The organism is Streptococcus humanilactis, assembly GCF_019448275.1.
GTDB classification, from domain to species: Bacteria; Bacillota; Bacilli; order Lactobacillales; family Streptococcaceae; genus Streptococcus; species Streptococcus humanilactis.
Window position 1 is genome coordinate 89,768 of record NZ_JAHXBZ010000001.1, and the last position, 26,848, is coordinate 116,615.

26 protein-coding genes, 1 pseudogene and 2 other annotated features (1 of these 29 only partly in view) are annotated in these 26,848 nt (G+C 40.6%); of the genes and pseudogenes, 26 read left to right on the plus strand and 1 reads right to left on the minus strand.

Annotation, left to right across the window (positions count from 1 at the left end; translation table 11 throughout):
- Nucleotides 1-111: 111 nt before the first annotated feature.
- From KV696_RS00415 to KV696_RS00455, 9 genes and pseudogenes are all read left to right on the plus strand, one after another.
- On the plus strand, nt 112-699 hold the full coding sequence (locus KV696_RS00415; RefSeq protein WP_023942812.1) for an ABC transporter ATP-binding protein: 588 nt from the start codon (nt 112-114) through the stop codon (nt 697-699).
- A gap of 3 nt (nt 700-702) precedes the next feature.
- On the plus strand, nt 703-1,887 hold the full coding sequence (locus KV696_RS00420; RefSeq protein ID WP_219966552.1) for a hypothetical protein: 1,185 nt from the start codon (nt 703-705) through the stop codon (nt 1,885-1,887).
- Nucleotides 1,888-2,047: 160 nt separating this feature from the next.
- Nucleotides 2,048-2,179, plus strand: a sequence feature (ribosomal protein L20 leader region).
- Nucleotides 2,180-2,194: 15 nt separating this feature from the next.
- A complete protein-coding gene (gene infC / locus KV696_RS00425) occupies nt 2,195-2,725 on the plus strand; it encodes a translation initiation factor IF-3 (protein ID WP_000848180.1) in 531 nt (176 codons plus the stop codon).
- Nucleotides 2,726-2,757: 32 nt separating this feature from the next.
- Nucleotides 2,758-2,958, plus strand: a complete 201-nt coding sequence (rpmI, locus tag KV696_RS00430) for a 50S ribosomal protein L35 (protein WP_001125943.1) — start codon at nt 2,758-2,760, stop codon at nt 2,956-2,958.
- 51 nt (nt 2,959-3,009) lie between these two features.
- Entirely contained in the window at nt 3,010-3,369 is a 360-nt protein-coding gene (gene rplT / locus KV696_RS00435) for a 50S ribosomal protein L20 (RefSeq protein ID WP_000124834.1), read from the plus strand.
- Between the two features lie 58 nt (nt 3,370-3,427).
- Nucleotides 3,428-3,808 (plus strand): lactoylglutathione lyase, encoded by a 381-nt coding sequence (gloA, locus tag KV696_RS00440; protein WP_219966553.1) that lies wholly within the window; start codon nt 3,428-3,430, stop codon nt 3,806-3,808.
- 248 nt (nt 3,809-4,056) lie between these two features.
- Entirely contained in the window at nt 4,057-4,857 is an 801-nt protein-coding gene (locus KV696_RS00445) for a dihydroorotate dehydrogenase electron transfer subunit (RefSeq protein ID WP_004254684.1), read from the plus strand.
- The gene (locus KV696_RS00450) at nt 4,820-5,806 is read left to right on the plus strand and encodes a dihydroorotate dehydrogenase (protein WP_219966554.1); all 987 of its coding nucleotides are present in this window, start codon (nt 4,820-4,822) and stop codon (nt 5,804-5,806) included. The genes KV696_RS00445 and KV696_RS00450 overlap by 38 nt, the downstream gene beginning before the upstream one ends.
- A gap of 98 nt (nt 5,807-5,904) precedes the next feature.
- Nucleotides 5,905-7,618, plus strand: a pseudogene (locus KV696_RS00455) (N-acetylglucosaminidase).
- Between the two features lie 60 nt (nt 7,619-7,678).
- Here the strand turns inward: KV696_RS00455 and pavA are convergent.
- Nucleotides 7,679-9,334, minus strand: a complete 1,656-nt coding sequence (gene pavA / locus KV696_RS00460) for an Rqc2 family fibronectin-binding protein PavA (protein WP_219966555.1) — start codon at nt 9,332-9,334, stop codon at nt 7,679-7,681.
- 104 nt (nt 9,335-9,438) lie between these two features.
- On the opposite strand from pavA, the gene ybeY reads away from it, so the two are divergent.
- The 17 genes from ybeY to ppc all read left to right on the plus strand — a co-directional run bounded on the left by ybeY (nt 9,439) and on the right by ppc (nt 26,749).
- Nucleotides 9,439-9,936, plus strand: a complete 498-nt coding sequence (gene ybeY / locus KV696_RS00465; protein WP_000275156.1) for an rRNA maturation RNase YbeY — start codon at nt 9,439-9,441, stop codon at nt 9,934-9,936.
- A complete protein-coding gene (locus KV696_RS00470; protein WP_000378166.1) occupies nt 9,917-10,312 on the plus strand; it encodes a diacylglycerol kinase family protein in 396 nt (131 codons plus the stop codon). The genes ybeY and KV696_RS00470 overlap by 20 nt, the downstream gene beginning before the upstream one ends.
- A 16-nt stretch (nt 10,313-10,328) precedes the next feature.
- A complete protein-coding gene (era, locus tag KV696_RS00475) occupies nt 10,329-11,228 on the plus strand; it encodes a GTPase Era (protein WP_219966556.1) in 900 nt (299 codons plus the stop codon).
- A 48-nt stretch (nt 11,229-11,276) separates the two neighbouring features.
- Complete coding sequence (gene mutM, locus KV696_RS00480; protein ID WP_219966557.1) at nt 11,277-12,101, plus strand: DNA-formamidopyrimidine glycosylase; 825 nt, start codon at nt 11,277-11,279, stop codon at nt 12,099-12,101.
- The gene (gene coaE / locus KV696_RS00485; RefSeq protein WP_219966558.1) at nt 12,101-12,706 is read left to right on the plus strand and encodes a dephospho-CoA kinase; all 606 of its coding nucleotides are present in this window, start codon (nt 12,101-12,103) and stop codon (nt 12,704-12,706) included. The genes mutM and coaE overlap by 1 nt, the downstream gene beginning before the upstream one ends.
- Entirely contained in the window at nt 12,693-13,892 is a 1,200-nt protein-coding gene (locus tag KV696_RS00490; protein WP_219966559.1) for a multidrug efflux MFS transporter PmrA, read from the plus strand. The genes coaE and KV696_RS00490 overlap by 14 nt, the downstream gene beginning before the upstream one ends.
- Entirely contained in the window at nt 13,892-14,041 is a 150-nt protein-coding gene (gene rpmG, locus KV696_RS00495) for a 50S ribosomal protein L33 (RefSeq protein ID WP_001809104.1), read from the plus strand. Before KV696_RS00490 ends, rpmG begins: the two co-directional genes overlap by 1 nt.
- Nucleotides 14,042-14,080: 39 nt before the next feature.
- Nucleotides 14,081-14,314: a preprotein translocase subunit SecG gene (gene secG / locus KV696_RS00500; RefSeq protein WP_000282517.1), complete on the plus strand. Its 234-nt coding sequence runs from the start codon at nt 14,081-14,083 to the stop codon at nt 14,312-14,314.
- Between the two features lie 101 nt (nt 14,315-14,415).
- Complete coding sequence (gene rnr / locus KV696_RS00505; RefSeq protein WP_219966560.1) at nt 14,416-16,770, plus strand: ribonuclease R; 2,355 nt, start codon at nt 14,416-14,418, stop codon at nt 16,768-16,770.
- Nucleotides 16,733-17,200 carry an SsrA-binding protein SmpB gene (gene smpB, locus KV696_RS00510; RefSeq protein WP_001051750.1) on the plus strand — a complete coding sequence of 156 codons (468 nt, stop codon included), beginning with the start codon at nt 16,733-16,735 and terminating at the stop codon, nt 17,198-17,200. Before rnr ends, smpB begins: the two co-directional genes overlap by 38 nt.
- Nucleotides 17,201-17,214: 14 nt before the next feature.
- Nucleotides 17,215-18,075 carry an SAM-dependent methyltransferase TehB gene (tehB, locus tag KV696_RS00515; protein WP_060805669.1) on the plus strand — a complete coding sequence of 287 codons (861 nt, stop codon included), beginning with the start codon at nt 17,215-17,217 and terminating at the stop codon, nt 18,073-18,075.
- A gap of 73 nt (nt 18,076-18,148) precedes the next feature.
- Nucleotides 18,149-19,102 (plus strand): competence protein CoiA, encoded by a 954-nt coding sequence (locus tag KV696_RS00520; RefSeq protein WP_060805670.1) that lies wholly within the window; start codon nt 18,149-18,151, stop codon nt 19,100-19,102.
- An 18-nt stretch (nt 19,103-19,120) separates the two neighbouring features.
- On the plus strand, nt 19,121-20,923 hold the full coding sequence (pepF, locus tag KV696_RS00525; RefSeq protein ID WP_060805671.1) for an oligoendopeptidase F: 1,803 nt from the start codon (nt 19,121-19,123) through the stop codon (nt 20,921-20,923).
- 1 nt (nt 20,924) lies between these two features.
- Nucleotides 20,925-21,638: an O-methyltransferase gene (locus tag KV696_RS00530; RefSeq protein ID WP_080551628.1), complete on the plus strand. Its 714-nt coding sequence runs from the start codon at nt 20,925-20,927 to the stop codon at nt 21,636-21,638.
- A gap of 66 nt (nt 21,639-21,704) precedes the next feature.
- Nucleotides 21,705-22,643 (plus strand): peptidylprolyl isomerase PrsA, encoded by a 939-nt coding sequence (gene prsA / locus KV696_RS00535; protein WP_000727946.1) that lies wholly within the window; start codon nt 21,705-21,707, stop codon nt 22,641-22,643.
- A 161-nt stretch (nt 22,644-22,804) separates the two neighbouring features.
- Nucleotides 22,805-24,028 (plus strand): cell division peptidoglycan polymerase FtsW, encoded by a 1,224-nt coding sequence (gene ftsW / locus KV696_RS00540; protein WP_219966561.1) that lies wholly within the window; start codon nt 22,805-22,807, stop codon nt 24,026-24,028.
- Nucleotides 24,029-24,052: 24 nt separating this feature from the next.
- Nucleotides 24,053-26,749, plus strand: a complete 2,697-nt coding sequence (gene ppc, locus KV696_RS00545) for a phosphoenolpyruvate carboxylase (RefSeq protein ID WP_219966562.1) — start codon at nt 24,053-24,055, stop codon at nt 26,747-26,749.
- 96 nt (nt 26,750-26,845) lie between these two features.
- Nucleotides 26,846-26,848, plus strand: a binding site (T-box leader) (it continues 215 nt past the right edge of the window).

Sequence of the window (26,848 nt, forward strand, 5' to 3'; positions counted from 1 at the left end):
AGATATGATGAGTATAGCGTTGATGGTGGTTAAATTACGATTTTTTAGAGATATAAATTATTACAACGGTAGTTGTTAATCTTTCAAGAGTGATAAAAAGGAGGGATAGATATGTTGCAGCTTACTCATGTGACCTTAAAAACGCGACAAGTCATCTTACAAGATGTTGATTTTACATTTGAAAAGGGTAGTATTTATGGTATTCTTGCTATCAATGGTTCTGGAAAGACGACACTGTTCCGCGCCATTAGCAAGTTAATTCCCATAAGTAGTGGAAATATCGCAGTCCCTCCTTCTTTATTTTATTATGAGAGCGTTGAATGGCTGGATGGAAACTTAAGTGGGATGGACTATCTTTGCCTTATCAAAAACATCTGGAAGTCAGGTCTGAACTTGGGGGATGAAATTGATTACTGGGAAATGTCTGACTATATCAGCCTTCCCATTCGCAAGTATTCCTTAGGCATGAAGCAACGCTTGGTGATTGCCATGTATTTCCTCAGTCAGGCGAAATGCTGGCTTATGGATGAGATTACAAATGGCTTAGATGAGTATTATCGACAGAAGTTTTTTGATAGGCTAGCACAAATCGATAGACAAGAGCAGCTGGTTCTTTTAAGTTCCCACTATAAGGAAGAGTTGGTTGATGTCTGCGATAGAGTAGTAACCATTCATCGGGGAAAGATAGAAGAGGTTTAGTTTATGAAAGATGTTAGTCTATTTTTATTGAAAAAAGTTTTCAAAAGTCGCTTAAACTGGATTATCTTAGCTTTATTTGTATCTGTACTCGGTGTTACCTTTTATTTCAATAGTCGGACTGCAAACTCAGTCAGCTTGGAGAGCGAGTTGGAAACCCGTCTTGTAAAACAAGAGAGAATCATCAATGAATATGAAGAGAAACTCTCCCAAATATCTGACACCAGCTCGGAGGAATACCAAATTGCTAAAAATACTTTAGACGTGCAAAAGAATCATTTGACTCAAAAGACAGAAATTCTGACTTTATTAAAAGAAGGGCGATGGAAAGAAGCCTACTATTTGCAGTGGCAAGATGAAGAGAAGAATTATGAAAGGATATCAAATACCCCGACTATTAGCTCTGACTTTAAAATGGCGGTTGACCGCCAACGAAAGACTTACCAAGCCTTATATCCCTTGAACATAAAAGCGCACAATTTAGATTATCCGACCCACGGGATTGATCAGATTGTCTGGATTTTAGAGGCTATCATCCCAACCTTGTTTGTGATTGCTATTATTTTTATGCTAACGCAACTATTTGCAGAAAGATATCAAAATCATCTGGACACAGCTCAGTTATATCCTTTTTCAAAAGTGGCATTTGCCATGTCCTCCCTTGGAGTTGGAGTGGGCTATGTAACTGTGCTGTTTATCGGAATCAGCGGATTTTCTTTTCTAGTGGGAAGTCTGATAAGTGGTTTTGGACAGTTAGATTATCCCTACCCGATTTATAGCTTAGTGAATCAAGAGGTAACTATTGGAAAGATACAAGATATGTTATTTCCTGGCTTGTTATTAGCTTTCTTAGCCTTTATCGTCATTGTGGAAGTAGTGTACTTGATTGCTTACTTTTTCAAGCAAAAAATGCCTGTCCTCTTTCTTTCACTCATTGGAATTGTTGGCTTATTGTTTGGCATCCAAACAATTCAGCCTCTTCAAAAGATTGCACATCTGATTCCCTTTACTTACTTACGTTCAGTGGATATTTTATCTGGAAGATTACCTAAGCAAATTGATAATGTCAATCTAAATTGGAGTATGGGGATGGTTTTACTTCCTTGCCTGGTTATCCTTTTGTTAGTGGGGATCTTATTTATCGAAAGATGGGGAAGTTCACAGAAAAAAGAAATTTTTAATAGATCCTAGCTTTCCTATAGGGAAAATAAGTAAAAACTAACATAGAGAGGGAATCAACTTGATTCTCTCTTTTTGATTCGAAAACCAAGTCAAAATATAAACAGAAACTTTTCAAAAAAATAACTTTTTATCTTGACAAGGGCTAGAAAACTTGGTATCATATAAAAGTTGAGAAAAGCAGAAGTGAGAGCTTCTCGCCTTGTGACATTAAGTTGCCTGGCCCTACGGATGAAAAGTTTCTAAGAAACGCTATCATAACGTGCGGGCTTGTATATTTACGAGTCCGCTATTGTTTTTCTCTAATAAAACAAAAGAGGTGAAAACCATAGCAAAGCAAGACTTATTCATCAATGATGAGATTCGTGTACGTGAAGTTCGCTTGATTGGTCTTGAAGGAGAACAGCTAGGCATCAAGCCACTCAGTGAAGCGCAAGCTTTGGCTGATAATGCTAATGTTGACCTAGTATTGATTCAACCCCAAGCCAAACCGCCTGTTGCAAAAATTATGGACTACGGTAAGTTCAAATTTGAGTACCAGAAGAAGCAAAAAGAACAACGTAAAAAACAAAGTGTTGTTACTGTGAAAGAAGTTCGTCTAAGTCCAACTATTGACAAGGGTGACTTTGATACAAAACTTCGCAATGCACGCAAATTCCTTGAAAAAGGAAATAAAGTTAAGGTATCTATTCGCTTTAAGGGTCGTATGATTACCCATAAAGAGATTGGTGCGAAAGTTTTAGCCGAGTTTGCTGAAGCAACTCAAGATATTGCCATCATCGAACAACGTGCTAAAATGGATGGACGTCAAATGTTCATGCAATTGGCGCCAGCGACTGACAAAAAATAATTGTCAGAAAGTTAAATAAAGGAGAAAAAATCATGCCAAAACAAAAAACACACCGCGCATCAGCTAAACGTTTCAAACGTACAGGTTCTGGTGGACTTAAACGTTTCCGTGCTTACACTTCTCACCGTTTCCACGGAAAAACTAAAAAACAACGTCGTCATCTTCGTAAAGCATCTATGGTGCATTCAGGAGATTACAAACGTATCAAAGCAATGCTTACTCGCTTGAAATAATAGCTTTACTGTAAGTAAACAATTCTAGGAAATATTTGGAGGAAATAAAACATGGCACGTGTTAAAGGTGGCGTTGTATCACGCAAACGTCGTAAACGTATTCTTAAATTAGCAAAAGGTTACTATGGAGCTAAACACATCTTGTTCCGTACTGCAAAAGAACAAGTAATGAACTCTTACTACTATGCATACCGTGACCGTCGTCAGAAAAAACGTGACTTCCGCAAATTGTGGATCACTCGTATCAACGCGGCAGCTCGTATGAACGGACTTTCATACTCACAATTGATGCATGGATTGAAATTGGCTGAGATCGAAGTTAACCGTAAAATGCTTGCTGACTTGGCTGTTAACGATGCAGCAGCTTTCACAGCTCTTGCAGATGCAGCTAAAGCAAAACTTGGTAAATAATAACAGATAAGACTGGAACAGGATTGTCCCAGTCTTTTTAAAAATAAAGGAGAAAAATATGGCTTCAAAAATGCTACACACTTGCTTGCGAGTAGAAAATCTTGAAAAATCAATTGCATTCTATCAAGATGCTTTTGGATTTAAAGAATTGCGTCGCAGAGATTTTCCAGACCATGCCTTCACGATTGTCTATCTAGGACTTGAGGGTGACGACTATGAGTTGGAGTTGACTTATAACTATAATCACGGCCCTTATGTGGTTGGAGATGGCTTTGCCCATATTGCCCTCAGTACACCTGATCTTGAGGCACTTCATCAAGAGCATAGTGCAAAAGGATATGAAGTGACTGAGCCAAATGGTCTACCAGGAACTGCACCTAACTATTACTTTGTCAAAGACCCTGATGGCTACAAGGTCGAAGTCATTCGTGAAAAATAATCTCGTCAAGTCAAGTAGAATGTTCGTTTTCTACTTGACTTTTTTTAGCTGAAAGAGTATACTAGTAAAAATTTAACCTTTAAGGGGAGTCCAGAGAGACTCACAAGGTGTCAGATAAAAGAATAGTGCAATTTTTTAGAGGAGACTTTTTGAGTGTGCTCTCTTGTCTTGTACGATTTTAACTGAGGCCTTGCAATCGCAAGGCCTTTTCTTTATCTGGTCCCCTTAAAATTTAAGGAGGAAAAGTCATGAATCCCACATGTAAGAAACGTTTGGGTGCAATTCGATTGGAAACCATGAAGGTAGTTGCACAGGAGGAAATTGCGCCAGCAATCTTTGAATTAGTCCTAGAGGGGGAAATGGTTGAAGCCATGCGAGCAGGCCAATTTCTTCATCTGCGTGTGCCTGATGACGCCCATCTCTTGCGTCGCCCTATTTCAATTTCATCTATCGATAAGGTTAAGAAGCAGTGTCATCTTATTTATCGGATTGAGGGGGCTGGAACCGCTATTTTCTCAACTTTAAGTCAGGGAGATACTCTTGATGTGATGGGGCCTCAGGGGAATGGATTTGACTTGTCTGATCTGGATGAGCAGAGCCAGATTCTCTTAGTTGGAGGGGGGATTGGTGTACCTCCCTTGCTTGAGGTGGCTAAGGAATTGCATGCGCGTGGAGTAAAAGTAGTGACAGTCCTTGGTTTTGCTAATAAGGATGCTGTTATTTTAGAGACGGAATTAGCTCAATATGGGCAGGTATTTGTAACGACAGATGATGGTTCTTATGGTATCAAGGGAAATGTTTCCGTTGTTATTAAGGATTTAGACAATCAATTTGATGCTGTTTACTCATGTGGGGCACCTGGAATGATGAAGTATATCAATCAAACCTTTTATGACCACCCAAGAGCCTATCTATCTCTGGAATCTCGTATGGCTTGTGGGATGGGGGCTTGCTATGCCTGCGTCCTAAAAGTGCCAGAAAGCGAGACGGTCAGCCAACGTGTCTGTGAAGATGGCCCTGTTTTCCGCACAGGAACAGTTGTATTATAAGGAGAAAATTATGACTACAAATCGTTTACAAGTTTCTCTACCTGGCTTGGATTTGAAAAATCCGATTATTCCAGCATCAGGCTGTTTTGGCTTTGGTCAAGAGTATGCCAAGTATTATGATTTAGACCTTTTAGGTTCTATTATGATCAAGGCGACAACCCTTGAACCCCGTTTTGGCAATCCAACTCCAAGGGTGGCAGAAACACCTGCTGGCATGCTCAATGCAATTGGCTTGCAAAATCCTGGTTTAGAGGTTGTTTTGGCTGAAAAGCTACCGTGGCTGGAAAGAGAATATCCAAATCTTCCTATTATTGCCAATGTGGCTGGTTTTTCAAAACAAGAGTATGCAGCTGTTTCTCATGGTATTTCTAAGGCAGCTAATGTAAAGGCCATAGAGCTCAATATTTCTTGCCCCAATGTTGACCACTGTAATCATGGACTCTTGATTGGTCAAGATCCAGATTTAGCTTATGATGTGGTGAAAGCAGCTGTGGAAGCCTCTGATGTACCAGTTTATGTCAAACTGACCCCTAGTGTGACGGATATCGTTACTGTCGCAAAAGCTGCAGAAGATGCGGGAGCAAGTGGCTTGACCATGATTAATACTCTAGTTGGGATGCGCTTTGACCTCAAAACTAGAAAACCAATCTTGGCAAATGGAACAGGTGGGATGTCTGGTCCAGCAGTCTTTCCAGTAGCCCTCAAACTCATCCGCCAGGTAGCCCAAACAACAGATCTACCTATCATTGGAATGGGAGGAGTGGACTCGGCAGAAGCTGCCCTAGAAATGTATTTGGCTGGAGCCTCTGCCATGGGAGTTGGAACAGCTAACTTTACCAATCCATATGCCTGTCCTGATATCATCGAAACTTTACCAAAGGTTATGGATAAATATGGCATCAGCAGTCTAGAAAATCTACGCAAGGAAGTAAAAGAGTCTCTGAGGTAAACTGCAATCTATCTGTTCTTGATTTTTTATTAGTTTGTAATGTTGATTATAGAGAATTTTGATATAATGAAATGAGTAAGAACAGAGGAAGTAAATTAATGAAGAAAGTAAGATTTATTTTTTTTAGCCCTGCTATTTTTCTTAGTCAGACCAGAGAGTGCAATGGCTAGCGATGGTACTTGGCAAGGAAAACAATATCTAAAAGCAGATGGGAGTCAAGCAGCCAATGAGTGGGTTTTTGATGCTCACTATCAATCTTGGTTTTATATAAAAGAAGATGCCAAATATGCTGAAAATGAATGGCTAAAGCAAGGTGACGACTATTTTTACCTCAAATCTGGCGGCTATATGGCAAAATCAGAATGGGTAGAAGACAAGGGAGCCTTCTATTATCTTGACCAAAATGGAAAGATGAAAAGAAATGCCTGGGTAGGAACTTCCTATGTTGGTGCAACAGGTGCCAAAGTAATAGAAGACTGGGTCTATGATTCTCAATACGACGCTTGGTTTTACATCAAAGCAGATGGACAACACGCAGAGAAAGAATGGCTCCAAATTAAAGGGAAGGACTATTATTTTAAATCTGGTGGTTATCTACTGACAAGTCAGTGGATTGAACAGACTTATGTGAGTGCTAGTGGTGCCAAAGTACAGCAAGGTTGGCTTTTTGACAAACAATATCAATCTTGGTTTTACATCAAAGAAAATGGAAAACATGCTGAGAAAGAATGGATTTTCGAAAATGGTCACTATTATTATCTAAAATCCGGTGGCTATATGGCAGCCAATGAATGGATTTGGGATAAGGAGTCATGGTTTTACCTAAAATCTGATGGGAAAATGACTGAGAAAGAATGGTTATATGATTCTAAAAGTCAAGCCTGGTACTACTTCAAATCTGGTGGCTACATGGCGAAAAATGAGACTGTAGATGGTTATCAGCTTGGAAGCGATGGTAAATGGCTTGGAGAAAAAGCTACAAACGAAAATGCTGCTTACTATCAAGTAGTGCCTGTCACAGCAAATATCTATAATGCAGATGGTGAAAAGCTCTCCTATATATCGCAAGGTAGTGTCGTATGGCTAGATAAGGATAGAAAAAGTGATGACAAGAGCTTGGCTATTACTGTTTCTGGTTTGTCAGGCTATATGAAAACAGAAGATTTACAAGCACTAGATTCTAGTAAGGACTTTATCCCTTATTATGAGAGTGATGGACACCGTTTTTATCACTATGTGGCTCAGAATGCTAGTATCCCAGTAGCTGCTCATCTTTCTGATATGGAAGTAGGCAAGAAATATTATTCGGCAGATGGGCTGCATTTTGATGGTTTTAAGCTTGAAAATCCCTTCCTTTTCAAAGATTTGACAGAGGCTACAAACTACAGTGCTGAGGATTTGGATAAGGTATTTAGTCTGTTAAATATTGACAATAGTCTCTTGGAAAATAAGGGAGCTACCTTTAAGGAAGCCGAAGAACATTACCATATCAATGCCCTCTATCTCCTTGCCCATAGTGCCTTAGAAAGTGATTGGGGACGAAGTAAGATTGCCAAAGATAAGAATAATTTCTTTGGAATTACAGCCTATGATACGACACCTTACCTTTCAGCCAAGACATTTGATGATGTGGATAAGGGAATTTTAGGTGCAAGCAAGTGGATTAAGGAAAATTATATCGATAGGGGCAGAACTTTCCTTGGAAATAAGGCGTCTGGTATGAATGTGGAATATGCCTCAGACCCTTATTGGGGCGAAAAAATTGCTAGTGTGATGATGAAAATCAACGAGAAACTAGGTGGCAAAGATTAGTCCTATAATTGAATATGATTTGAGTGAATAGTATGTTAAAAATCCTGATTTCAAGTAAAATCAGGATTTTTTCATGGATGCGATTTTTTCTGGGTCTGGTGTTACACGGAGGGTCTTTTGTCCTGTGTAAGTGACAAAGCCTGGTTTGCCACCAGTTGGTTTGTTGAGTTTCTTGACTTCAATCATATCTACCTGCACCAGATTTGACAGGCGACCTTGAGAGAAGTAAGCGGCCAACTCTGCTGCGTCTGTCTTGACTTCATCAGATGGGTCAAGATTTCCTGAGATGACAACATGGCTTCCAGGAATGTCCTTGGCATGGAACCAAAGTTCCTCCTTGCGGGCCATTTTAAAGGTTAGCTCCTCGTTTTGAAGATTGTTTCTACCGACATAGATGATGGTTTTGCCATCGCTTGCTAGATACTGTTCTGGTTTTTTACGTTTCTGGATTTTTTCCCGTTGTCTTCTGCGGATAAAACCAGTTTGAATCAATTCTTCACGGATTTCAGCGATTTCTTCTAGTCCAGCTTGGTTGAGGACGGTCTCCACACTTTCCAGATAGAGAATGGTTGCCTTGGTTTCTTCAATCAGATCAGTCAAGTATTTGACAGCTTCTTTTAATTTCTGATAACGTTTAAAGTAGCGTTGGGCATTCTGGTTGGGAGTCAGAGCCTTATCAAGCGCAATGGTGATAGGTTGGTTGGTATAGTAGTTGTCTAGGATAACCTGGTCTTGGTCGTTAGGCACTTGGTGGAGGAAGGTTGTCAGCAATTCCCCTTTTTGACGAAATTCTTCAGCATTGTCTGTCGCCAATAATTCTTTTTCTTGTTTTTTTAGCTTATGTCGATTTTTCTGAAGTTCATTTTCAACACGGCGAATGAGTTCACTGGCTTGCTGTTTGACGCGGTCGCGCTCAGCCTTGTCCTTATAGTAGGTGTCCAACAAATCAGAAAGACTGGCAAAAGGCTCTTCCACTTGATTTGCAAAAGGAACTGGACTGAAGGAAGTCTCAGTCAAGCATGGCTTGGTTTCTTGATTGAAAAAGTTTCGGAAAGTGGAAAGTTTTTCACTAACCAGTATGCTTTCCAATTCATTTGCTGTATCGCGTCCCAGACCTTGAAAGAGGCTTTGAAGATTTTTAGCTGTCGTTTCCTGTGTTTGCAGGATTTCAAAGAGTTTCTCGTCCTTGATCGTAAAAGGATTGAGAGATTCCGTACTTGGCGGAGAGATATAGGTCGATCCAGGAAGCAAGGTGCGGTAGCTATTTTGTGAAAAGCCAACATGTTTGATAACTTCGAGGATTTTATGACTGCTTTTATCGACCAGTAGAATATTACTGTGTTTACCCATAATCTCGATAATCAAGGTAGCCTGGATATGGTCTCCAATCTCGTTTTTATTGGAAACTGTCATTTCCACAATACGGTCATTTTCCACTTGCTCAATTGATTCAATCAGGGCACCCTGCAAATATTTTCTTAAAACCATGATAAAGGTAGAAGGTTGGGCTGGATTTTCAAAAGTCGTTTGGGTTAGCTGAATGCGTCCGAAAACTGGATGAGCAGAAAGGAGCAGACGATGGCTTTGGCGATTGCTGCGGATTTGCAAGACCAACTCTTGTTCAAAAGGCTGATTGATTTTTTGAATGCGACCATTCACTAACTCTCTTCGCAATTCCTCAACCATGTGGTGTAAAAAAAATCCGTCAAATGACATCGTTCTCTCCTTGTGATTGTATTCCATAGTATTATATCAAAAAGGTAGAATAAAATCATGGAAATGTGGTATAATAAAGCCAAGTAAAGAGAAACGAGAAGCACATGTATATTGAAATGGTAGATGAAACTGGTCAAGTTTCAAAAGAAATGTTGCAACAAACCCAAGAAATTTTGGAATTTGCAGCCCAAAAATTAGGCAAAGAAGACAAGGAGATGGCGGTTACCTTTGTGACCAATGAGCGTAGTCATGAACTCAATCTGGAGTACCGTGACACAGACCGTCCGACAGATGTCATCAGCCTTGAATATAAGCCAGAGTTGGAAATTGCCTTTGACGAGGAAGATTTGCTTGAAAATCCAGAATTGGCAGAGATGATGTCTGAGTTTGATGCCTATATTGGGGAACTGTTCATCTCTATTGATAAGGCTCATGAGCAGGCCGAGGAATATGGCCATAGCTTTGAGCGTGAGATGGGCTTCTTGGCAGTACACGGCTTTTTACATATCAACGGCTATGATCACTACACTCCGGAAGAAGAAGCGGAGATGTTCGGTTTACAAGAAGAAATTTTGACAGCCTATGGACTCACAAGACAATAAACGAAAATGGAAAAATCGTGACCTGATATCTAGTTTAGAATTTGCCCTCACAGGGATTTTTACTGCTATCAAGGAAGAACGCAATATGCGAAAACATGCAGTGACGGCTCTCGTGGTCATCCTAGCAGGTTTTGTTTTTCAGGTGTCACGAATTGAATGGCTCTTTCTCCTATTGAGCATTTTCTTGGTAGTAGCCTTTGAAATTATTAACTCTGCTATTGAAAATGTGGTGGATTTGGCCAGTCACTATCACTTTTCCATGCTGGCTAAAAATGCCAAGGATATGGCGGCTGGCGCGGTATTAGTGGTCTCTCTTTTCGCAGCCTTAACAGGCGCATTGATTTTTCTCCCACGAATCTGGGATTTATTATTTTAAACAGTAAGAGGAAATTATGACTTTTAAATCAGGCTTTGTAGCCATTTTAGGACGTCCCAATGTTGGGAAGTCAACTTTTTTAAATCACGTTATGGGGCAAAAGATTGCCATCATGAGTGACAAGGCGCAGACAACGCGCAACAAAATCATGGGAATTTACACGACCGATAGGGAGCAGATTGTCTTTATCGACACACCAGGGATTCACAAGCCTAAAACGGCCCTTGGAGATTTCATGGTAGAATCTGCCTATAGCACCCTTCGTGAAGTGGACACCGTTCTTTTCATGGTGCCTGCTGATGAAGCGCGTGGTAAGGGGGACGATATGATTATCGAGCGTCTTAAGGCTGCCAAGGTTCCTGTGATTTTGGTGGTGAACAAGATCGATAAGGTTCACCCAGATCAGCTTTTGTCTCAGATTGATGATTTCCGTATTCAGATGGACTTCAAGGAAATTGTACCAATCTCAGCTCTTCAAGGAAATAACGTTTCTCGTCTAGTGGATATTTTGAGTGAAAATCTAGATGAAGGTTTCCAATATTTCCCGTCTGATCAAATTACAGACCATCCAGAACGTTTCTTGGTTTCAGAGATGGTTCGCGAGAAAGTCTTGCACCTAACTCGTGAAGAGATTCCGCATTCTGTTGCAGTAGTTGTGGATTCTATGAAACGAGATGAAGAGACAGACAAGGTTCATATCCGTGCAACCATCATGGTTGAGCGCGATAGTCAGAAAGGAATTATCATCGGTAAAGGTGGCGCTATGCTTAAGAAAATTGGTAGCATGGCCCGTCGTGATATTGAACTCATGCTAGGAGACAAGGTCTTCCTAGAAACATGGGTCAAGGTCAAGAAAAACTGGCGCGATAAGAAGCTAGATTTGGCTGACTTTGGCTATAATGAAAAAGAATACTAAGTAGAGGTGGGCTCATGCCTGCTTCTTGTTTTTACAGAAGGAGGACTTATGCCTGAATTACCTGAGGTTGAAACCGTTCGTCGTGGCTTAGAAAAATTGATTTTGGGAAAGAAGATTTCGAGTATAGAAATTCGCTATTCCAAGATGATTAAAACGGACTTGGACGAGTTTCAAAAGGAAGTGCCTGGTCAGATTGTTGAGTCAATGGGACGTCGTGGTAAATATTTGATTTTCTATCTGACAGACAAGGTCTTGATTTCCCATCTGCGGATGGAGGGCAAGTATTTTTACTATCCGGACCAGGTTCCAGAACGCAAACATGCCCATGTTTTCTTTCAGTTTGAGGATGGTGGCACGCTTGTTTATGAGGATGTACGCAAGTTTGGTACTATGGAACTCTTGGCTCCTGACCTTTTAGACGCCTACTTTCTTTCTAAAAAATTAGGTCCTGAACCAAGCGAACAAGACTTTGATGTGCAGGTCTTTCAAGCTGCCCTATCCAAGTCTAAAAAGCCTATCAAATCCCATCTCCTAGACCAGACTTTGGTAGCTGGACTTGGCAATATCTATGTGGATGAGGTTCTCTGGCGAGCTCAGGTTCATCCGGCTAGACTTTCCCAGACTTTGACAGCAGAAGAAGCGACAGCTATTCATGACCAGACCATTGCTGTATTGGGACAGGCTGTTGAAAAAGGTGGTTCCACCATTCGGACCTATACCAATGCCTTTGGGGAAGATGGAACCATGCAGGATTTTCATCAGGTCTATGATAAGGCTGGTCAAGCATGCTCACGCTGTGGAACTCTAATTGAGAAAATCCAACTAGGCGGACGTGGAACTCACTTTTGTCCTCAGTGCCAAAGGAGGGGCTGATGGGAAAAATCATTGGAATCACTGGGGGAATTGCCTCTGGTAAGTCAACCGTGACAAATTTTCTAAGAAAGCAAGGTTTTCAAGTAGTGGATGCCGACGCAGTCGTCCACCAACTACAGAAACTTGGTGGTCGTCTGTTTGAGGCTCTAGTCCAGCACTTTGGGCAAGAAATCATCCTTGCAAACGGAGAACTCAAGCGCCCTCTCCTAGCTAGTCTTATCTTTTCAAATCTTGAAGAACGAGAATGGTCTAAGCAAATCCAAGGAGAGATTATCCGTGAGGAACTAGCTACGTTGAGAGACCAGTTGGCTCAGACAGAAGAGATTTTCTTCATGGATATTCCCTTGCTTTTTGAACAAGACTATGCCTCTTGGTTTGATGAGACTTGGTTGGTCTATGTGGACCGAGATGTCCAAGTAGAACGCTTAATGAAAAGGGACCAGTTGTCCAAAGATGAAGCTGAGTTTCGTCTGGCAGCCCAGTGGCCTTTAGAAAAAAAGAAAGATTTGGCCAGTCATGTTCTAGATAACAATGGAAATCAGGACCAGCTTCTTACTCAGGTGTTCTCCCTGCTTGAGGGAGGTAAGCAAGATGACAGAGATTAACTGGAAGGATAATCTGCGTATTGCCTGGTTTGGTAATTTTCTGACAGGAGCCAGTATTTCCTTAGTTGTGCCTTTTATGCCCATCTTTGTGGAAAATCTAGGTGTAGGGAGTGAGCAAGTCGCTTTTTATGCAGGTTTAGCTATTTCTGTCTCTGCCATTTCTGCAGCACTTTTCTCTCCTATCTGGGGTATCCTTGCTGATAAATACGGTCGAAAACCCATGATGATTCGTGCTGGTCTGGCCATGACTATCACTATGGGGGGATTGGCTTTTGTGCCAAATATTTATTGGCTAATCTTTCTTCGTTTACTGAATGGTGTATTTGCGGGTTTTGTTCCCAATTCAACGGCCTTGATAGCCAGTCAGGTTCCCAAGGAGAAATCAGGAACTGCCTTAGGTGCTTTGTCTACTGGCGTAGTTGCAGGTACTCTAACTGGTCCCTTTATTGGTGGCTTTATCGCAGAATTATTTGGTATTCGTACTGTTTTCTTACTGGTTGGTAGTTTTCTGTTTTTAGCTGCTGTTTTGACTATTTGCTTTATCAAGGAAGATTTTCAACCAGTAGCCAAGGAAAAGGTCATCCCAACAAAGGAATTGTTTACCTCAGTTAAATACCCCTATCTCTTGGTCAACCTCTTTCTGACCAGTTTTGTCATCCAATTTTCAGCCCAATCAATCGGCCCTATTTTAGCTCTTTATGTACGTGACTTAGGGCAGACAGAGAATCTTCTTTTTGTCTCTGGTTTGATTGTGTCCAGTATGGGCTTTTCCAGCATGATGAGTGCAGGAGTCATGGGCAAGCTAGGTGACAAGGTGGGGAATCATCGCCTCTTGGTTGTAGCCCAGTTTTATTCAGTCATCATCTATCTCCTCTGTGCCAATGCCTCTAGCCCCCTTCAACTAGGACTTTATCGTTTCCTCTTTGGCTTGGGGACCGGTGCCCTGATTCCTGGAGTTAATGCCCTTCTCAGTAAGATGACACCCAAAGCTGGTATTTCGAGGGTCTTTGCCTTCAATCAGGTATTCTTTTATCTGGGAGGTGTCGTTGGGCCTATGGCAGGTTCTGCAGTAGCAGGTCAATTTGGCTACCATGCTGTCTTTTATGCGACAAGCCTTTGTGTTGCCTTTAGTTGTCTCTTTAACCTGATTCAATTTCGAACATTATTAAAAGTAAAGGAAATCTAGTGCGAGTAAAAATTAATCTCAAATGCTCCTCTTGTGGTAGTATCAATTACCTAACCAGTAAAAACTCCAAAACCCATCCAGACAAGATTGAGGTTTTAAAGTATTGTCCCAAGGAAAGAAAAGTAACCCTACATCTTGAATCTAAGTAGATTTTATGGTAAAATAATAGGGATTTTAAGGAGTTTGATATGTATAACCTATTATTAACCATTTTATTAGTATTATCTGTTGTGATTGTGATTGCGATTTTCATGCAACCAACCAAAAACCAATCCAGCAATGTATTTGATGCCAGCTCAGGTGATTTGTTTGAACGCAGTAAAGCACGCGGTTTCGAAGCTGTAATGCAGCGTTTGACGGGGATTTTAGTCTTTTTCTGGCTAGCCATTGCCTTAGCATTGACGGTATTATCAAGTAGATAAGAAAATAATGGGCAGGACTAGGTCTTTGCCTCTTTTTATTTTTAAAGGATGTTTGAGAAGGTTTTACAGTAAAAGAAAATTAAAAAATCTAGAAAGAAAATATGAAAGATAGAATAAAAGAATATTTACAAGACAAGGGAAAGGTGACTGTCAATGACTTGGCTCAGGCTTTGGGAAAAGACAAGTCCAAGGATTTTCGTGAGTTGATTAAAACCTTGTCCTTAATGGAAAGAAAGCACCAGATTCGCTTTGAAGAAGATGGCAGTCTGACCTTGGAAGCCAAGAAAAAACATGAGATTACCCTCAAGGGAATTTTTCATGCCCATAAAAATGGCTTTGGTTTTGTCAGCCTAGAAGGCGAGGAGGACGACCTTTTTGTAGGAAAAAACGATGTTAACTACGCCATTGATGGCGATACCGTTGAGGTCGTCATCAAGAAAGTCGCTGACCGCAATAAGGGAACAGCAGCGGAAGCAAAAATTATCGATATCTTAGAACACAGTTTGACAACTGTTGTCGGTCAAATCGTTCTTGATCAGGAAAAGCCTAAGTATGCAGGCTACATCCGTTCGAAAAATCAGAAAATCAGTCAACCGATTTATGTTAAGAAACCAGCCCTTAAACTGGAGGGAACCGAAGTTCTCAAGGTCTTTATCGATAAATACCCAAGCAAGAAACATGATTTCTTTGTCGCAAGTGTTCTCGATGTGGTGGGGCATTCAACGGATGTTGGAATTGATGTCCTTGAGGTTTTGGAGTCTATGGACATTGTATCCGAGTTTCCAGAAGCTGTTGTCAAGGAAGCAGAAAGTGTTCCTGATGCTCCGTCTCAAAAGGATATGGAAGGCCGTCTGGATTTGAGGGATGAAATTACCTTTACCATTGACGGTGCGGATGCCAAGGACTTGGACGATGCAGTGCATATCAAGGCTCTGAAAAATGGCAATCTGGAGCTGGGGGTTCACATCGCCGATGTTTCCTATTATGTGACTGAGGGTTCAGCTCTTGACAAGGAAGCCCTTAATCGTGCGACTTCTGTTTATGTGACAGACCGCGTGGTGCCAATGCTTCCAGAGCGTTTGTCAAATGGCATCTGCTCTCTCAATCCTCAAGTTGACCGCCTGACCCAATCTGCCATTATGGAGATTGATAAACATGGTCGTGTAGTCAACTACACCATCACACAAACGGTTATCAAGACAAGCTTCCGTATGACCTATAGTGATGTCAATGATATCCTAGCTGGCGACGAGGAAAAGCGGCAAGACTATCAGAAAATTGTTCCTAGTATCGAACTTATGGCCAAGCTTCATGAAACTTTAGAAAACATGCGTGTGAAACGTGGAGCCCTCAATTTTGATACCAATGAAGCTAAGATTTTAGTGGATAAGCAAGGTAAGCCTGTTGATATCGTTCTTCGTCAGCGTGGTGTTGCCGAGCGCATGATTGAGTCCTTTATGTTGATGGCTAACGAAACAGTGGCTGAGCACTTTAGCAAGCTGGATTTGCCTTTTATTTATCGTATCCATGAGGAGCCAAAGGCTGAAAAGGTTCAGAAGTTTATTGATTATGCTTCGAGCTTTGGCTTGCGCATTTATGGGACTGCTAGTGAGATGAGCCAGGAGGCCCTCCAAGACATCATGCGTACTGTTGAGGGAGAACCTTATGCAGATGTATTGTCCATGATGCTTCTTCGCTCTATGCAGCAGGCTCGCTATTCGGAGCACAATCACGGCCACTATGGACTAGCTGCTGACTATTATACTCACTTTACTAGTCCGATTCGTCGTTATCCAGACCTTCTTGTTCACCGTATGATTCGTGATTATGGCCGTTCTAAGGAAATAGCAGAGCATTTTGAGCAAGTGATTCCAGAGATTGCGACCCAGTCTTCCAACCGTGAACGTCGTGCCATTGAGGCTGAGCGTGAAGTCGAAGCTATGAAAAAGGCTGAATATATGGAAGAATACGTGGGTGACGAGTACGATGCTGTTGTATCAAGTATTGTCAAATTCGGTCTCTTTGTCGAATTGCCAAACACAGTTGAAGGCTTGATTCACATCACTAATCTACCTGAATTTTATCATTTCAATGAACGTGATTTGACTCTTCGTGGAGAGAAATCAGGAACAACCTTCCGTGTAGGTCAGCAAATCCGTATCCGAGTTGAAAGAGCTGACAAGATGACGGGTGAAATTGATTTCTCATATATCCCAAGTGAGTTTGATGTGATCGAAAAAGGGTTGAAACAGTCTAGTCGTAGTGACAGAGGACGTGGTTCAAATCGTCGTTCAGATAAGAAGGAAGACAAAAGAAAATCAGGACGCTCAAATGATAAGCGCAAGCATTCACAAAAAGACAAGAAGAAAAAAGGAAAGAAACCTTTTTATAAGGAAGTAGCTAAGAAAGGAGCCAAGCATGGCAAAGGGCGAGGGAAAGGTCGTTGCACAAAATAAAAAGGCACGCCACGACTATACAATCGTAGATACGCTAGAAGCAGGGATGGTCCTGACTGGGACTGAAATCAAGAGTGTGCGAGCTGCTCGAATCAATCTCAAGGATGGTTTTGCCCAAGTAAAAAATGGGGAAGTCTGGTTGAGCAATGTTCATATCGCACCTTATGAAGAGGGCAATATCTGGAACCAAGAACCAGAACGTCGTCGAAAACTCTTACTCCATAAGAAGCAAATCCAAAAGTTGGAACAAGAGACCAAAGGAACAGGAATGACCCTGGTTCCCCTTAAAGTCTATATCAAAGATGGTTATGCCAAGCTCCTTTTAGGTTTAGCTAAAGGGAAGCATGACTATGATAAACGGGAGTCTATCAAACGACGTGAGCAGAATCGCGATATTGCGCGTGTGATGAAAGCAGTCAACCAACGATAAAAAGAGGAATGAAAATGGAAAAACTAGTTGCCTATAAACGCATGCCTTTGTGGACTAAAGAAACCATGCCAGAGGCTGTTCAGCAGAAACACAATACCAAGGTTGGGACTTGGGGCAAGATTACTGTTCTAAAAGGAACTCTCAAGTTTATTGAGTTGACCGAAGAAGGGGAAGTTCTAGCTGAACACCTATTTGAAGCAGGGGCTGACAATCCCATGGCACAACCACAAGCCTGGCACCGAGTGGAGGCTGTAACAGACGATGTAGAATGGTATTTAGAATTTTATTGTAAACCTGAGGATTATTTCCCTAAAAAATACAATACCAATCCGGTTCATTCAGAGGTCCTAGAGGCAATGCAGACAGTAAAACCAGGGAAAGCCTTGGATTTGGGCTGTGGTCAAGGCCGTAATGCACTCTTTCTAGCCCAGCAAGGTTTTGATGTGACAGCTGTAGATCAAAATGAACTGGCCCTTGAAATCTTGCAAAGCATTGTGGAGCAAGAAGATTTGGATATGCCTGTTGGTCTTTACGATATCAATTCAGCTAGCATTGGACAAGCGTATGATTTTATCGTATCGACGGTGGTGCTGATGTTTCTGCAAGCAGACCGCATTCCTGCAATTATCAAAAATATGCAGGAGCATACCACGGTCGGTGGTTATAATCTTATCGTTTGTGCTATGGACACGGAGGATTATCCTTGCTCTGTGAACTTCCCATTTACCTTTAAAGAAGGGGAATTGGCAGACTATTACAAGGACTGGGAATTGGTTAAGTACAATGAAAATCCAGGCCATTTGCACCGTCGCGATGAGAATGGCAATCGTATTCAACTACGCTTTGCGACCATGCTAGCTAAGAAAATAAAGTAAATAAGAATGAAGATTAGGAAATTTCCTGATCTTTTTTCTTTTTTTACGAATAATATAGAAAAGGAGGGAAATCATGTTTGTTGCGAGAGATGCTAGAGGAGAATTGGTAAATGTGTTAGAGGATAAGCTTGAGAAGGAAGAATACACCTGCCCAGCTTGTGGAGGTAAGCTCCGTTTGCGGCAAGGAGCAAGTGTCCGGACCCATTTTGCCCACAAAACCTTAAAAGACTGTGATTTTTCCTCTGAAAATGAAAGTCCAGAACACCTGGCAAATAAAGAATCCCTTTATCACTGGTTGAAAACAGAGGCTGAGGTGCAATTAGAATACCTGCTTCCAGAGCTTAAACAGATTGCGGATGTATTTGTAAATGGTCATCTTGCTCTAGAAGTTCAGTGTAGTCCCTTGCCTCAAAAAGTTCTTAAAGAGCGTAGCGAGGGTTATCGTAGTCAGGGTTACCAAGTACTGTGGTTGCTGGGAGAAAAACTGTGGCTCAAGGAGCGTTTGACCCGTCTGCAACAAGGTTTTCTTTATTTCAGTCAAAACATGGGATTTTATATTTGGGAATTGGACAAGAAAAAACAGGTTTTAAGGCTTAAATATCTCATACACCAGGATCTTCGAGGCAAACTCCATTATCAAATCAAGGAATTTCCCTATGGCCAAGATAGTCTACTGGAGATATTACGTTTTCCCTATAAGAAACAAAAAATATCTCATTTTACAGTTTCTGAGGATAAGGACATCTGTAGCTATATTCAGCAACAACTCTATTATCAAAATCCTATTTGGATGAAAGAACAAGCAGAAGCCTATCAAAAGGGGGAAAATCTCCTGACTTATGGGCTAAAAGAATGGTATCCACAAATTCGACCATTAGTAGGTGAGTTTTGCCAAATTGAGAAGGACTTAACCAGCTATTATCAGTATTTTCAAACCTATTACAAAGAAAATCCTCAAAATGATTGGCAAAAGCTTTATCCACCAGCCTTTTATCAGCAATATTTCTTGAAAAATATGGTAAAATAGAAAGGATGGAGGAATCTAATGGTATTACAAAGAAATGAAATAAATGAAAAAGATACATGGGATCTATCAACGATTTACCCAACTGACCAGGCTTGGGAAGAAGCCTTAAAAGATTTAACAGAACAATTGGAGAAAGTAGTCCAGTATGAAGGTCATCTCTTGGATAGTGCGGATAGCCTACTAGAAATTACTGAATTTTCTCTTGAAATGGAACGCCAGATGGAGAAGCTTTACGTTTATGCTCATATGAAAAATGACCAGGATACACGTGAAGCCAAGTACCAAGAGTACTATGCTAAGGCAATGACTCTCTATAGCCAGCTAGACCAAGCTTTTTCATTCTATGAACCTGAATTTATGGATATTAGCGAAAAGCAGTATGCTGACTTTTTAGAAGCTCAACCAAAATTGCGGGTTTATCAACACTATTTTGACAAGCTTTTACAAGGCAAGGAACACGTTCTTTCACAACGTGAAGAAGAATTATTGGCTGGAGCTGGGGAAATCTTTGGTTCGGCAAGTGAAACCTTTGCGATTTTAGATAATGCAGATATCGTCTTTCCATTTGTTAAAGATGAAGATGGTAACGAAGTACAATTATCACATGGCGTTTATATGCACTTGATGGAGTCTAAAAATCGTGGGGTTCGCCGTGGTGCCTATCAAGCCCTCTATGCGACTTACGAACAATTCCAACATACTTATGCCAAAACCTTGCAAACCAATGTTAAGGTGCAAAACTACCGAGCAAAAGTTCGCAACTACAAGAGTGCTCGTCATGCAGCCCTAGCGGCCAATTTTGTTCCAGAGAGCGTTTATGACAATTTGGTAGCAGCAGTTCGCAAGCATTTACCCCTCTTGCATCGTTACCTTGAGCTTCGTTCAAAGATTTTGGGGATTTCAGACCTCAAGATGTACGATGTCTACACACCGCTTTCATCTGTTGAATATAGCTTTACCTACCAAGAAGCTTTGAAAAAGGCAGAAGATGCCTTGGCAGTCTTGGGTGAGGATTACTTGAGCCGTGTTAAACGTGCCTTCAGCGAGCGTTGGATTGATGTTTACGAAAATCAAGGCAAGCGTTCAGGTGCCTACTCTGGCGGTTCTTACGATACCAATGCCTTTATGCTCCTTAACTGGCAGGACAATCTAGACAATCTCTTTACCCTTGTCCATGAGACTGGTCACAGTATGCATTCAAGCTATACTCGTGAAACGCAGCCTTATGTTTACGGAGATTATTCTATCTTCTTGGCTGAGATTGCATCAACTACCAATGAAAATATCTTGACGGAGAAATTATTGGAAGAAGTGGAAGACGACGCAACGCGCTTTGCTATTCTCAATAACTTCCTAGACGGTTTCCGTGGAACAGTTTTCCGCCAAACTCAATTTGCTGAGTTTGAACACGCCATTCACCAAGCGGATCAAAATGGTGAAGTCTTGACAAGCGATTTCTTAAATAAACTCTATGCAGACTTGAACCAAGAGTATTATGGTTTGAGTAAGGAAGACAATCCTGAAATCCAATATGAGTGGGCTCGCATTCCACACTTCTACTATAACTACTATGTATATCAATATTCAACAGGCTTTGCAGCAGCCTCAGCCCTGGCTGAAAAAATTGTCCATGGTAGTCAAGAAGATCGTGACCGCTATATCGACTACCTCAAGGCAGGTAAATCTGACTATCCACTTAATGTCATGAGAAAAGCTGGTGTTGATATGGAGAAGGAAGACTATCTCAACGATGCTTTTGCAGTCTTCGAACGTCGTTTGAATGAGTTTGAAGCCCTTGTTGAAAAATTGGGATTGGCATAAGATGGTTGAATCATATAGCAAGAATGCCAACCATAACATGCGTCGTCCTGTCGTCAAGGAAGAAATTGTGGACTTGATGCGTCAGCGTCAAAAGCAAGTCACAGGATCTTTGAAAGAATTGGAAGACTTTGCTCGCAAGGAAAATATTCCAATCATTCCCCATGAAACGGTTGCTTATTTCCGTTTTCTCATGGAAACCATGCAACCTAAAAACATTCTGGAAATTGGGACGGCTATCGGTTTTTCTGCCCTCTTGATGGCAGAACATGCGCCAAAGGCTAAGATTACAACCATTGACCGCAATCCAGAAATGATTGGTTTTGCCAAGGAAAATTTTGCCCAGTTTGACAGTCGCAAGCAAATCACACTCCTAGAGGGAGATGCGGTAGATGTCTTATCTACCTTGACAGAGTCTTATGATTTTGTCTTTATGGATTCTGCTAAGTCTAAATACATCGTCTTTCTGCCAGAAATCCTCAAACACTTGGATGTTGGAGGTGTGGTTATCTTGGATGATATTTTCCAAGGTGGTGATGTTGCCAAGGATATTATGGAAGTCCGTCGTGGCCAGCGAACCATTTACAGAGGACTTCAAAGACTATTTGATGCAACTTTAGACAATCCAGGACTCACCGCAACACTAGTACCTCTGGGGGACGGCATTCTCATGCTTCGTAAAAATGTAGCAGATGTTCAATTGCCTGACAGCGAATGATTTTCAGAAAAATTTAAGAAAATATAGTAAAATAGATAGGGTAACACTTATCTCAAAGGAGTAGACATGAAGAAAAAACTATTGGCAGGTGCCATTACACTATTATCAGTAGCAACTTTAGCAGCTTGTTCGAAAGGTTCAGAAGGGGCAGACCTTATCAGCATGAAAGGGGATGTCATCACAGAACATCAATTTTATGAGCAAGTAAAAAGCAACCCTTCAGCTCAACAAGTGTTGTTGAACTTGACCATCCAAAAAGTATTTGAGAAGCAATATGGCTCAGAAGTAGATGATAAAGAAGTCAACGATACTATTGCCGAAGAAGAAAAACAATATGGTGAGAACTACCAACGTGTCTTGTCGCAAGCAGGAATGACTCTTGAAACACGTAAAGCTCAAATTCGTACAAGTAAATTGGTTGAGTTGGCAGTTAAAAAAGCAGCAGAAGCTGAATTGACAGATGATGCCTATAAGAAGGCCTTTGACGAGTACACTCCAGATGTAACGGCTCAAATCATCCGTCTTGATAATGAAGATAAGGCCAAAGAAGTTCTCGAAAAAGCCAAGGCAGAAGGTGCTGATTTTGCTCAATTAGCCAAAGATAATTCAACTGATGAGAAAACCAAAGCGAATGGTGGAGAAATCACCTTTGATTCTGCTTCAACAGAAGTACCAGAACAAGTTAAGAAAGCTGCTTTTGCTTTAGATGTAAATGGTGTTTCTGATGTGATCACAGCCGCTGGCACACAAGCTTACAGTAGCCAATATTACATTGTAAAACTCATTAAGAAAACAGAAAAATCATCTAATATTGATGACTACAAAGAAAAATTAAAAACTGTTATCTTGACTCAAAAACAAAATGATTCAACATTTGTTCAAAGCATTATCGGAAAAGAATTACAAGCAGCCAATATCAAGGTTAAAGATCAAGCCTTCCAAAATATCTTTACCCAATATATTGGTGGCGGAGATTCAAGCTCAAGCAGTTCATCAAAAGAATAAAACAGAAAAGGGCCAAGTGCTCTTTTTCTTATGACAAAAATGGTCTATCTGATGGATAAGAGTTTTTTTCTTTCGGAAAAAATGGTATAATAGCAATCAAAACTAGAAAACAAACGGAATTTGGGAAGCAATTGTGTTGTTCTCATTAGATTGGTGATACTATGAAGATTAGTAAAAGGCACCTATTAAATTATTCTATTCTAGTTCCTTACTTACTTTTATCTATTTTGGGCTTGATTGTGGTTTATTCGACAACCAGTGCTATTTTGATTCAAGAAGGCCAAAGTGCACTGCAGTTGGTCCGAAGTCAGGGAATATTTTGGATATTTAGTTTGATACTGATTGCCTTGATATATAAGTTGAAACTGAATTTTTTAAGAAACGAACGTCTTCTATTTATCGTTATGTTCGTTGAGTTGATTCTATTAGCCTTGGCTCGGATAATTGGTATTCCTGTCAATGGAGCCTATGGCTGGATTTCTGTAGGACCTTTGACCATTCAGCCAGCCGAATATTTGAAAATTATTATTATTTGGTATCTAGCAAATAAATTTTCCAAACAACAAGAGGATATAGCTATTTATGATTTTCAAGTTTTGACACAGAATCAGTGGCTTCCTCGTGCGTTTAATGACTGGCGCTTTGTTCTCTTTGTACTGATTGGGAGCCTTGCTATTTTCCCAGATTTGGGGAATGCTTCTATTTTAGCTTTGGTTGCCTTGATTATGTATACGATTAGTGGTATCGCTTATAGATGGTTTATTGCCTTTTTGGGAATTTTGGTGGGAGTTTCTGCCCTATCCTTATCACTGATTTCTTTTATAGGGGTTGATAAGTTTTCAAAAGTTCCGGTATTTGGTTACGTGGCTAAGCGTTTCAGTGCCTACTTTAATCCCTTTGCCGATTTGGCAGGAGCAGGCCACCAACTTGCAAATTCCTACTTTGCCATGGTAAATGGTGGTTGGTTTGGTCTAGGCTTAGGAAATTCAATTGAAAAACGTGGCTATTTACCAGAGGCCCATACAGACTTTGTATTTTCAATTGTCATTGAAGAGTTTGGATTTGTGGGAGCCGGCTTGATTTTAGCACTTGTCTTTTTCCTGATTTTGCGAATTATCCTAGTCGGTATTCGTGCTAAGAATCCCTTTAATTCCATGATGGCGATTGGGGTTGGTGGTATGATGTTGGTCCAGGTCTTTGTCAATATCGGTGGAATTTCTGGTATTATTCCTTCTACAGGAGTAACCTTCCCCTTCTTATCGCAAGGAGGGAATAGTCTTCTGGTCTTGTCTGTAGCCATCGCTTTTGTCTTAAATATTGATGCAAGTGAAAAACGTGCCCAATTGTATGAGGAGTTAGAAGCTCACTCATCAAACTATATGTAGAGCTGATAGTGGAAAGGATTACCTATGTCTCTTCAAAAATTAGAAAACTATAGTAATAAAGCTGTCGTGCAAGAAGAAGTATTGATTTTAACAGAATTGTTAGAAGATATCACTAAAAATATGCTTGCCCCAGAGACTTTTGAAAAAATCATGGAGTTGAAAGAATTATCAACTCAAGAAGATTATCAAGGCTTGAACCAATTGGTTACTAGTCTAACAAATGATGAAATGGCTTATATTTCACGCTATTTCTCTATCTTGCCCCTTTTGATTAATATTTCAGAAGACGTGGATTTGGCCTATGAAATCAACCACCAAAATAATATCGATCAAGATTATCTTGGTAAATTGTCAGCAACAATCAAAATGGTTGCAGAAAAAGAAAATGCGGTTGAAATTCTAGAACACTTGAATGTTGTCCCTGTTTTGACAGCCCATCCAACACAAGTGCAACGTAAGAGTATGTTGGATTTGACCAACCATATCCATACCCTCTTGCGTAAGTATCGTGATGTGAAATTAGGCTTGATCAATAAGGAAAAATGGCATAATGATCTCCGTCGTTATATTGAGATTATCATGCAGACAGACATGATTCGTGAAAAGAAATTGAAAGTAACCAATGAAATCACGAATGTCATGGAATACTACAATAGTTCATTCCTGAAGGCTGTTCCTCATTTGACTGCTGAGTACAAGCGTCTGGCTAAAAAACATGGACTGGAGTTGAAACATCCTAAACCAATTACCATGGGAATGTGGATTGGTGGAGACCGTGATGGGAATCCTTTTGTTACAGCAGATACCTTGAAACAATCTGCTATGACTCAGTGTGAAGTCATCATGAATTACTATGATGAAAAGATCTACCAACTTTATCGTGAATTTTCTCTCTCAACCAGTATAGTCAATGTGAGCAAGCAAGTCAGAGAAATGGCTCGTCAATCCAAGGATAACTCGATTTATCGTGAAAAAGAACTTTACCGCCGTGCCTTATTTGATATTCAATCAAAAATCCAAGCAACAAAAACCTATCTGATTGAGGATAAGGAAGTTGGGGCTCGCTATGAAACAGCTAATGATTTTTATAAGGACTTAATTACCATACGTGATTCCCTCTTGGAAAATAAGGGTGAAGCACTGATTTCTGGCGATTTTGTTGAATTGATTCAGGCAGTTGAAATTTTTGGTTTCTATTTGGCATCTATTGACATGCGTCAAGATTCTAGTGTTCACGAAGCCTGTGTAGCTGAACTCTTGAAATCAGCAGGAATTCATTCTCATTATAGCGAACTCAGTGAAGAAGAAAAATGCCAACTTCTTTTGAAAGAATTAGAAGAAGATCCACGTATTCTTTCTGCCACTCATGTTGAAAAATCAGAGTTACTTGAAAAAGAATTAGCAATCTTTAAGGCTGCTCGTAAGTTGAAAGATAAGTTGGGAGATGATGTTATTCGTCAGACTATCATTTCACATGCAACCAGCGTATCAGACATGCTGGAATTGGCTATCTTGCTAAAAGAAGTAGGGTTAGTTGATAAAGAAAGAGCCCGTGTCCAAATCGTTCCTCTCTTTGAAACAATTGAGGACTTGGACCACTCAGAAGAAACTATGAGAGAATACCTTTCTCTTCCTCTTGCTAAGAAATGGATTGCTTCACGTAATAACTACCAAGAAATCATGCTTGGTTACTCTGATAGTAATAAAGATGGTGGCTACCTATCATCATGTTGGACCCTCTACAAGGCTCAACAACAATTGACTGCTATCGGAGATGAATTTGGTGTTAAGGTTACCTTCTTCCATGGCCGTGGTGGGACTGTCGGTCGTGGTGGTGGACCAACCTATGAAGCCATCACATCTCAACCGCTCAAATCCATTAAGGATCGTATCCGCTTGACGGAGCAGGGGGAAGTAATTGGGAATAAATACGGTAACAAAGACGCAGCCTACTATAACCTTGAAATGCTAGTATCTGCAGCCATTAACCGTATGATTACTCAGAAGAAGAGTGATACCAATACCTCAAATCGTTATGAGGCAATTATGGACCAAGTGGTGGACCGTAGTTATGATATCTACCGTGATTTGGTCTTTGGTAATGACCATTTCTATGATTATTTCTTCGAGTCAAGTCCAATCAAGGCTATTTCAAGCTTTAACATTGGTTCTCGCCCAGCCGCTCGTAAGACGATTACTGAAATCGGTGGTTTGCGAGCTATCCCTTGGGTATTCTCATGGTCACAAAGCCGCGTCATGTTCCCTGGCTGGTATGGTGTCGGTTCAAGTTTCAAAGAATTTATCGATAAGAATCCAGAAAATATCGCTATCCTACGAGATATGTACCAAAATTGGCCTTTCTTCCAATCGCTTCTTTCAAATGTCGATATGGTCTTGTCAAAATCAAATATGAACATTGCTTTTGAATATGCTAAACTTTGTGAGGATGAAGAAGTAAAAGCAATCTATGAGACTATTCTAAATGAATGGCAAGTCACCAAGGAAGTTATCTTGGCTATCGAAGGTTACGATGAACTCTTGGCTGAAAATCCATATCTAAAAGCAAGTTTGGATTACCGTATGCCTTACTTTAATATCCTTAACTATATCCAGTTGGAGTTGATTAAACGTCAACGTCGAGGAGAATTATCAAGCGACCAAGAAAAATTAATCCATACAACCATCAACGGAATTGCGACAGGATTGCGTAATTCAGGCTGATACCTATCAAGCTTCCTCTTTTCTATAGGGGAAGTTTTTGAATATTTCAAAAAAATGCTAAAAGAGTCTTGACAAGTAGTTGAAAAATGATATAATTTA

Excerpts from the sequence above, each read along its gene's own strand:
- tehB (WP_060805669.1), top strand. The coding sequence starts at position 17,215 with ATGGAAAAACTAGTTGCCTATAAACGCATGCCTTTGTGGACTAAAGAA.
- rplT (WP_000124834.1), top strand. The coding sequence starts at position 3,010 with ATGGCACGTGTTAAAGGTGGCGTTGTATCACGCAAACGTCGTAAACGT.
- secG (WP_000282517.1), top strand. The coding sequence starts at position 14,081 with ATGTATAACCTATTATTAACCATTTTATTAGTATTATCTGTTGTGATT.
- rpmI (WP_001125943.1), top strand. The coding sequence starts at position 2,758 with ATGCCAAAACAAAAAACACACCGCGCATCAGCTAAACGTTTCAAACGT.
- smpB (WP_001051750.1), top strand. The coding sequence starts at position 16,733 with ATGGCAAAGGGCGAGGGAAAGGTCGTTGCACAAAATAAAAAGGCACGC.
- prsA (WP_000727946.1), top strand. The coding sequence starts at position 21,705 with ATGAAGAAAAAACTATTGGCAGGTGCCATTACACTATTATCAGTAGCA.
- gloA (WP_219966553.1), top strand. The coding sequence starts at position 3,428 with ATGGCTTCAAAAATGCTACACACTTGCTTGCGAGTAGAAAATCTTGAA.
- coaE (WP_219966558.1), top strand. The coding sequence starts at position 12,101 with ATGGGAAAAATCATTGGAATCACTGGGGGAATTGCCTCTGGTAAGTCA.
- pepF (WP_060805671.1), top strand. The coding sequence starts at position 19,121 with ATGGTATTACAAAGAAATGAAATAAATGAAAAAGATACATGGGATCTA.
- mutM (WP_219966557.1), top strand. The coding sequence starts at position 11,277 with ATGCCTGAATTACCTGAGGTTGAAACCGTTCGTCGTGGCTTAGAAAAA.
- KV696_RS00420 (WP_219966552.1), top strand. The coding sequence starts at position 703 with ATGAAAGATGTTAGTCTATTTTTATTGAAAAAAGTTTTCAAAAGTCGC.
- era (WP_219966556.1), top strand. The coding sequence starts at position 10,329 with ATGACTTTTAAATCAGGCTTTGTAGCCATTTTAGGACGTCCCAATGTT.
- KV696_RS00490 (WP_219966559.1), top strand. The coding sequence starts at position 12,693 with ATGACAGAGATTAACTGGAAGGATAATCTGCGTATTGCCTGGTTTGGT.
- rnr (WP_219966560.1), top strand. The coding sequence starts at position 14,416 with ATGAAAGATAGAATAAAAGAATATTTACAAGACAAGGGAAAGGTGACT.
- ftsW (WP_219966561.1), top strand. The coding sequence starts at position 22,805 with ATGAAGATTAGTAAAAGGCACCTATTAAATTATTCTATTCTAGTTCCT.
- KV696_RS00450 (WP_219966554.1), top strand. The coding sequence starts at position 4,820 with ATGGCCCTGTTTTCCGCACAGGAACAGTTGTATTATAAGGAGAAAATT.
- ppc (WP_219966562.1), top strand. The coding sequence starts at position 24,053 with ATGTCTCTTCAAAAATTAGAAAACTATAGTAATAAAGCTGTCGTGCAA.
- KV696_RS00530 (WP_080551628.1), top strand. The coding sequence starts at position 20,925 with ATGGTTGAATCATATAGCAAGAATGCCAACCATAACATGCGTCGTCCT.
- pavA (WP_219966555.1), bottom strand. The coding sequence starts at position 9,334 with ATGTCATTTGACGGATTTTTTTTACACCACATGGTTGAGGAATTGCGA.
- KV696_RS00470 (WP_000378166.1), top strand. The coding sequence starts at position 9,917 with ATGGACTCACAAGACAATAAACGAAAATGGAAAAATCGTGACCTGATA.
- KV696_RS00445 (WP_004254684.1), top strand. The coding sequence starts at position 4,057 with ATGAATCCCACATGTAAGAAACGTTTGGGTGCAATTCGATTGGAAACC.
- KV696_RS00415 (WP_023942812.1), top strand. The coding sequence starts at position 112 with ATGTTGCAGCTTACTCATGTGACCTTAAAAACGCGACAAGTCATCTTA.
- ybeY (WP_000275156.1), top strand. The coding sequence starts at position 9,439 with ATGTATATTGAAATGGTAGATGAAACTGGTCAAGTTTCAAAAGAAATG.
- KV696_RS00520 (WP_060805670.1), top strand. The coding sequence starts at position 18,149 with ATGTTTGTTGCGAGAGATGCTAGAGGAGAATTGGTAAATGTGTTAGAG.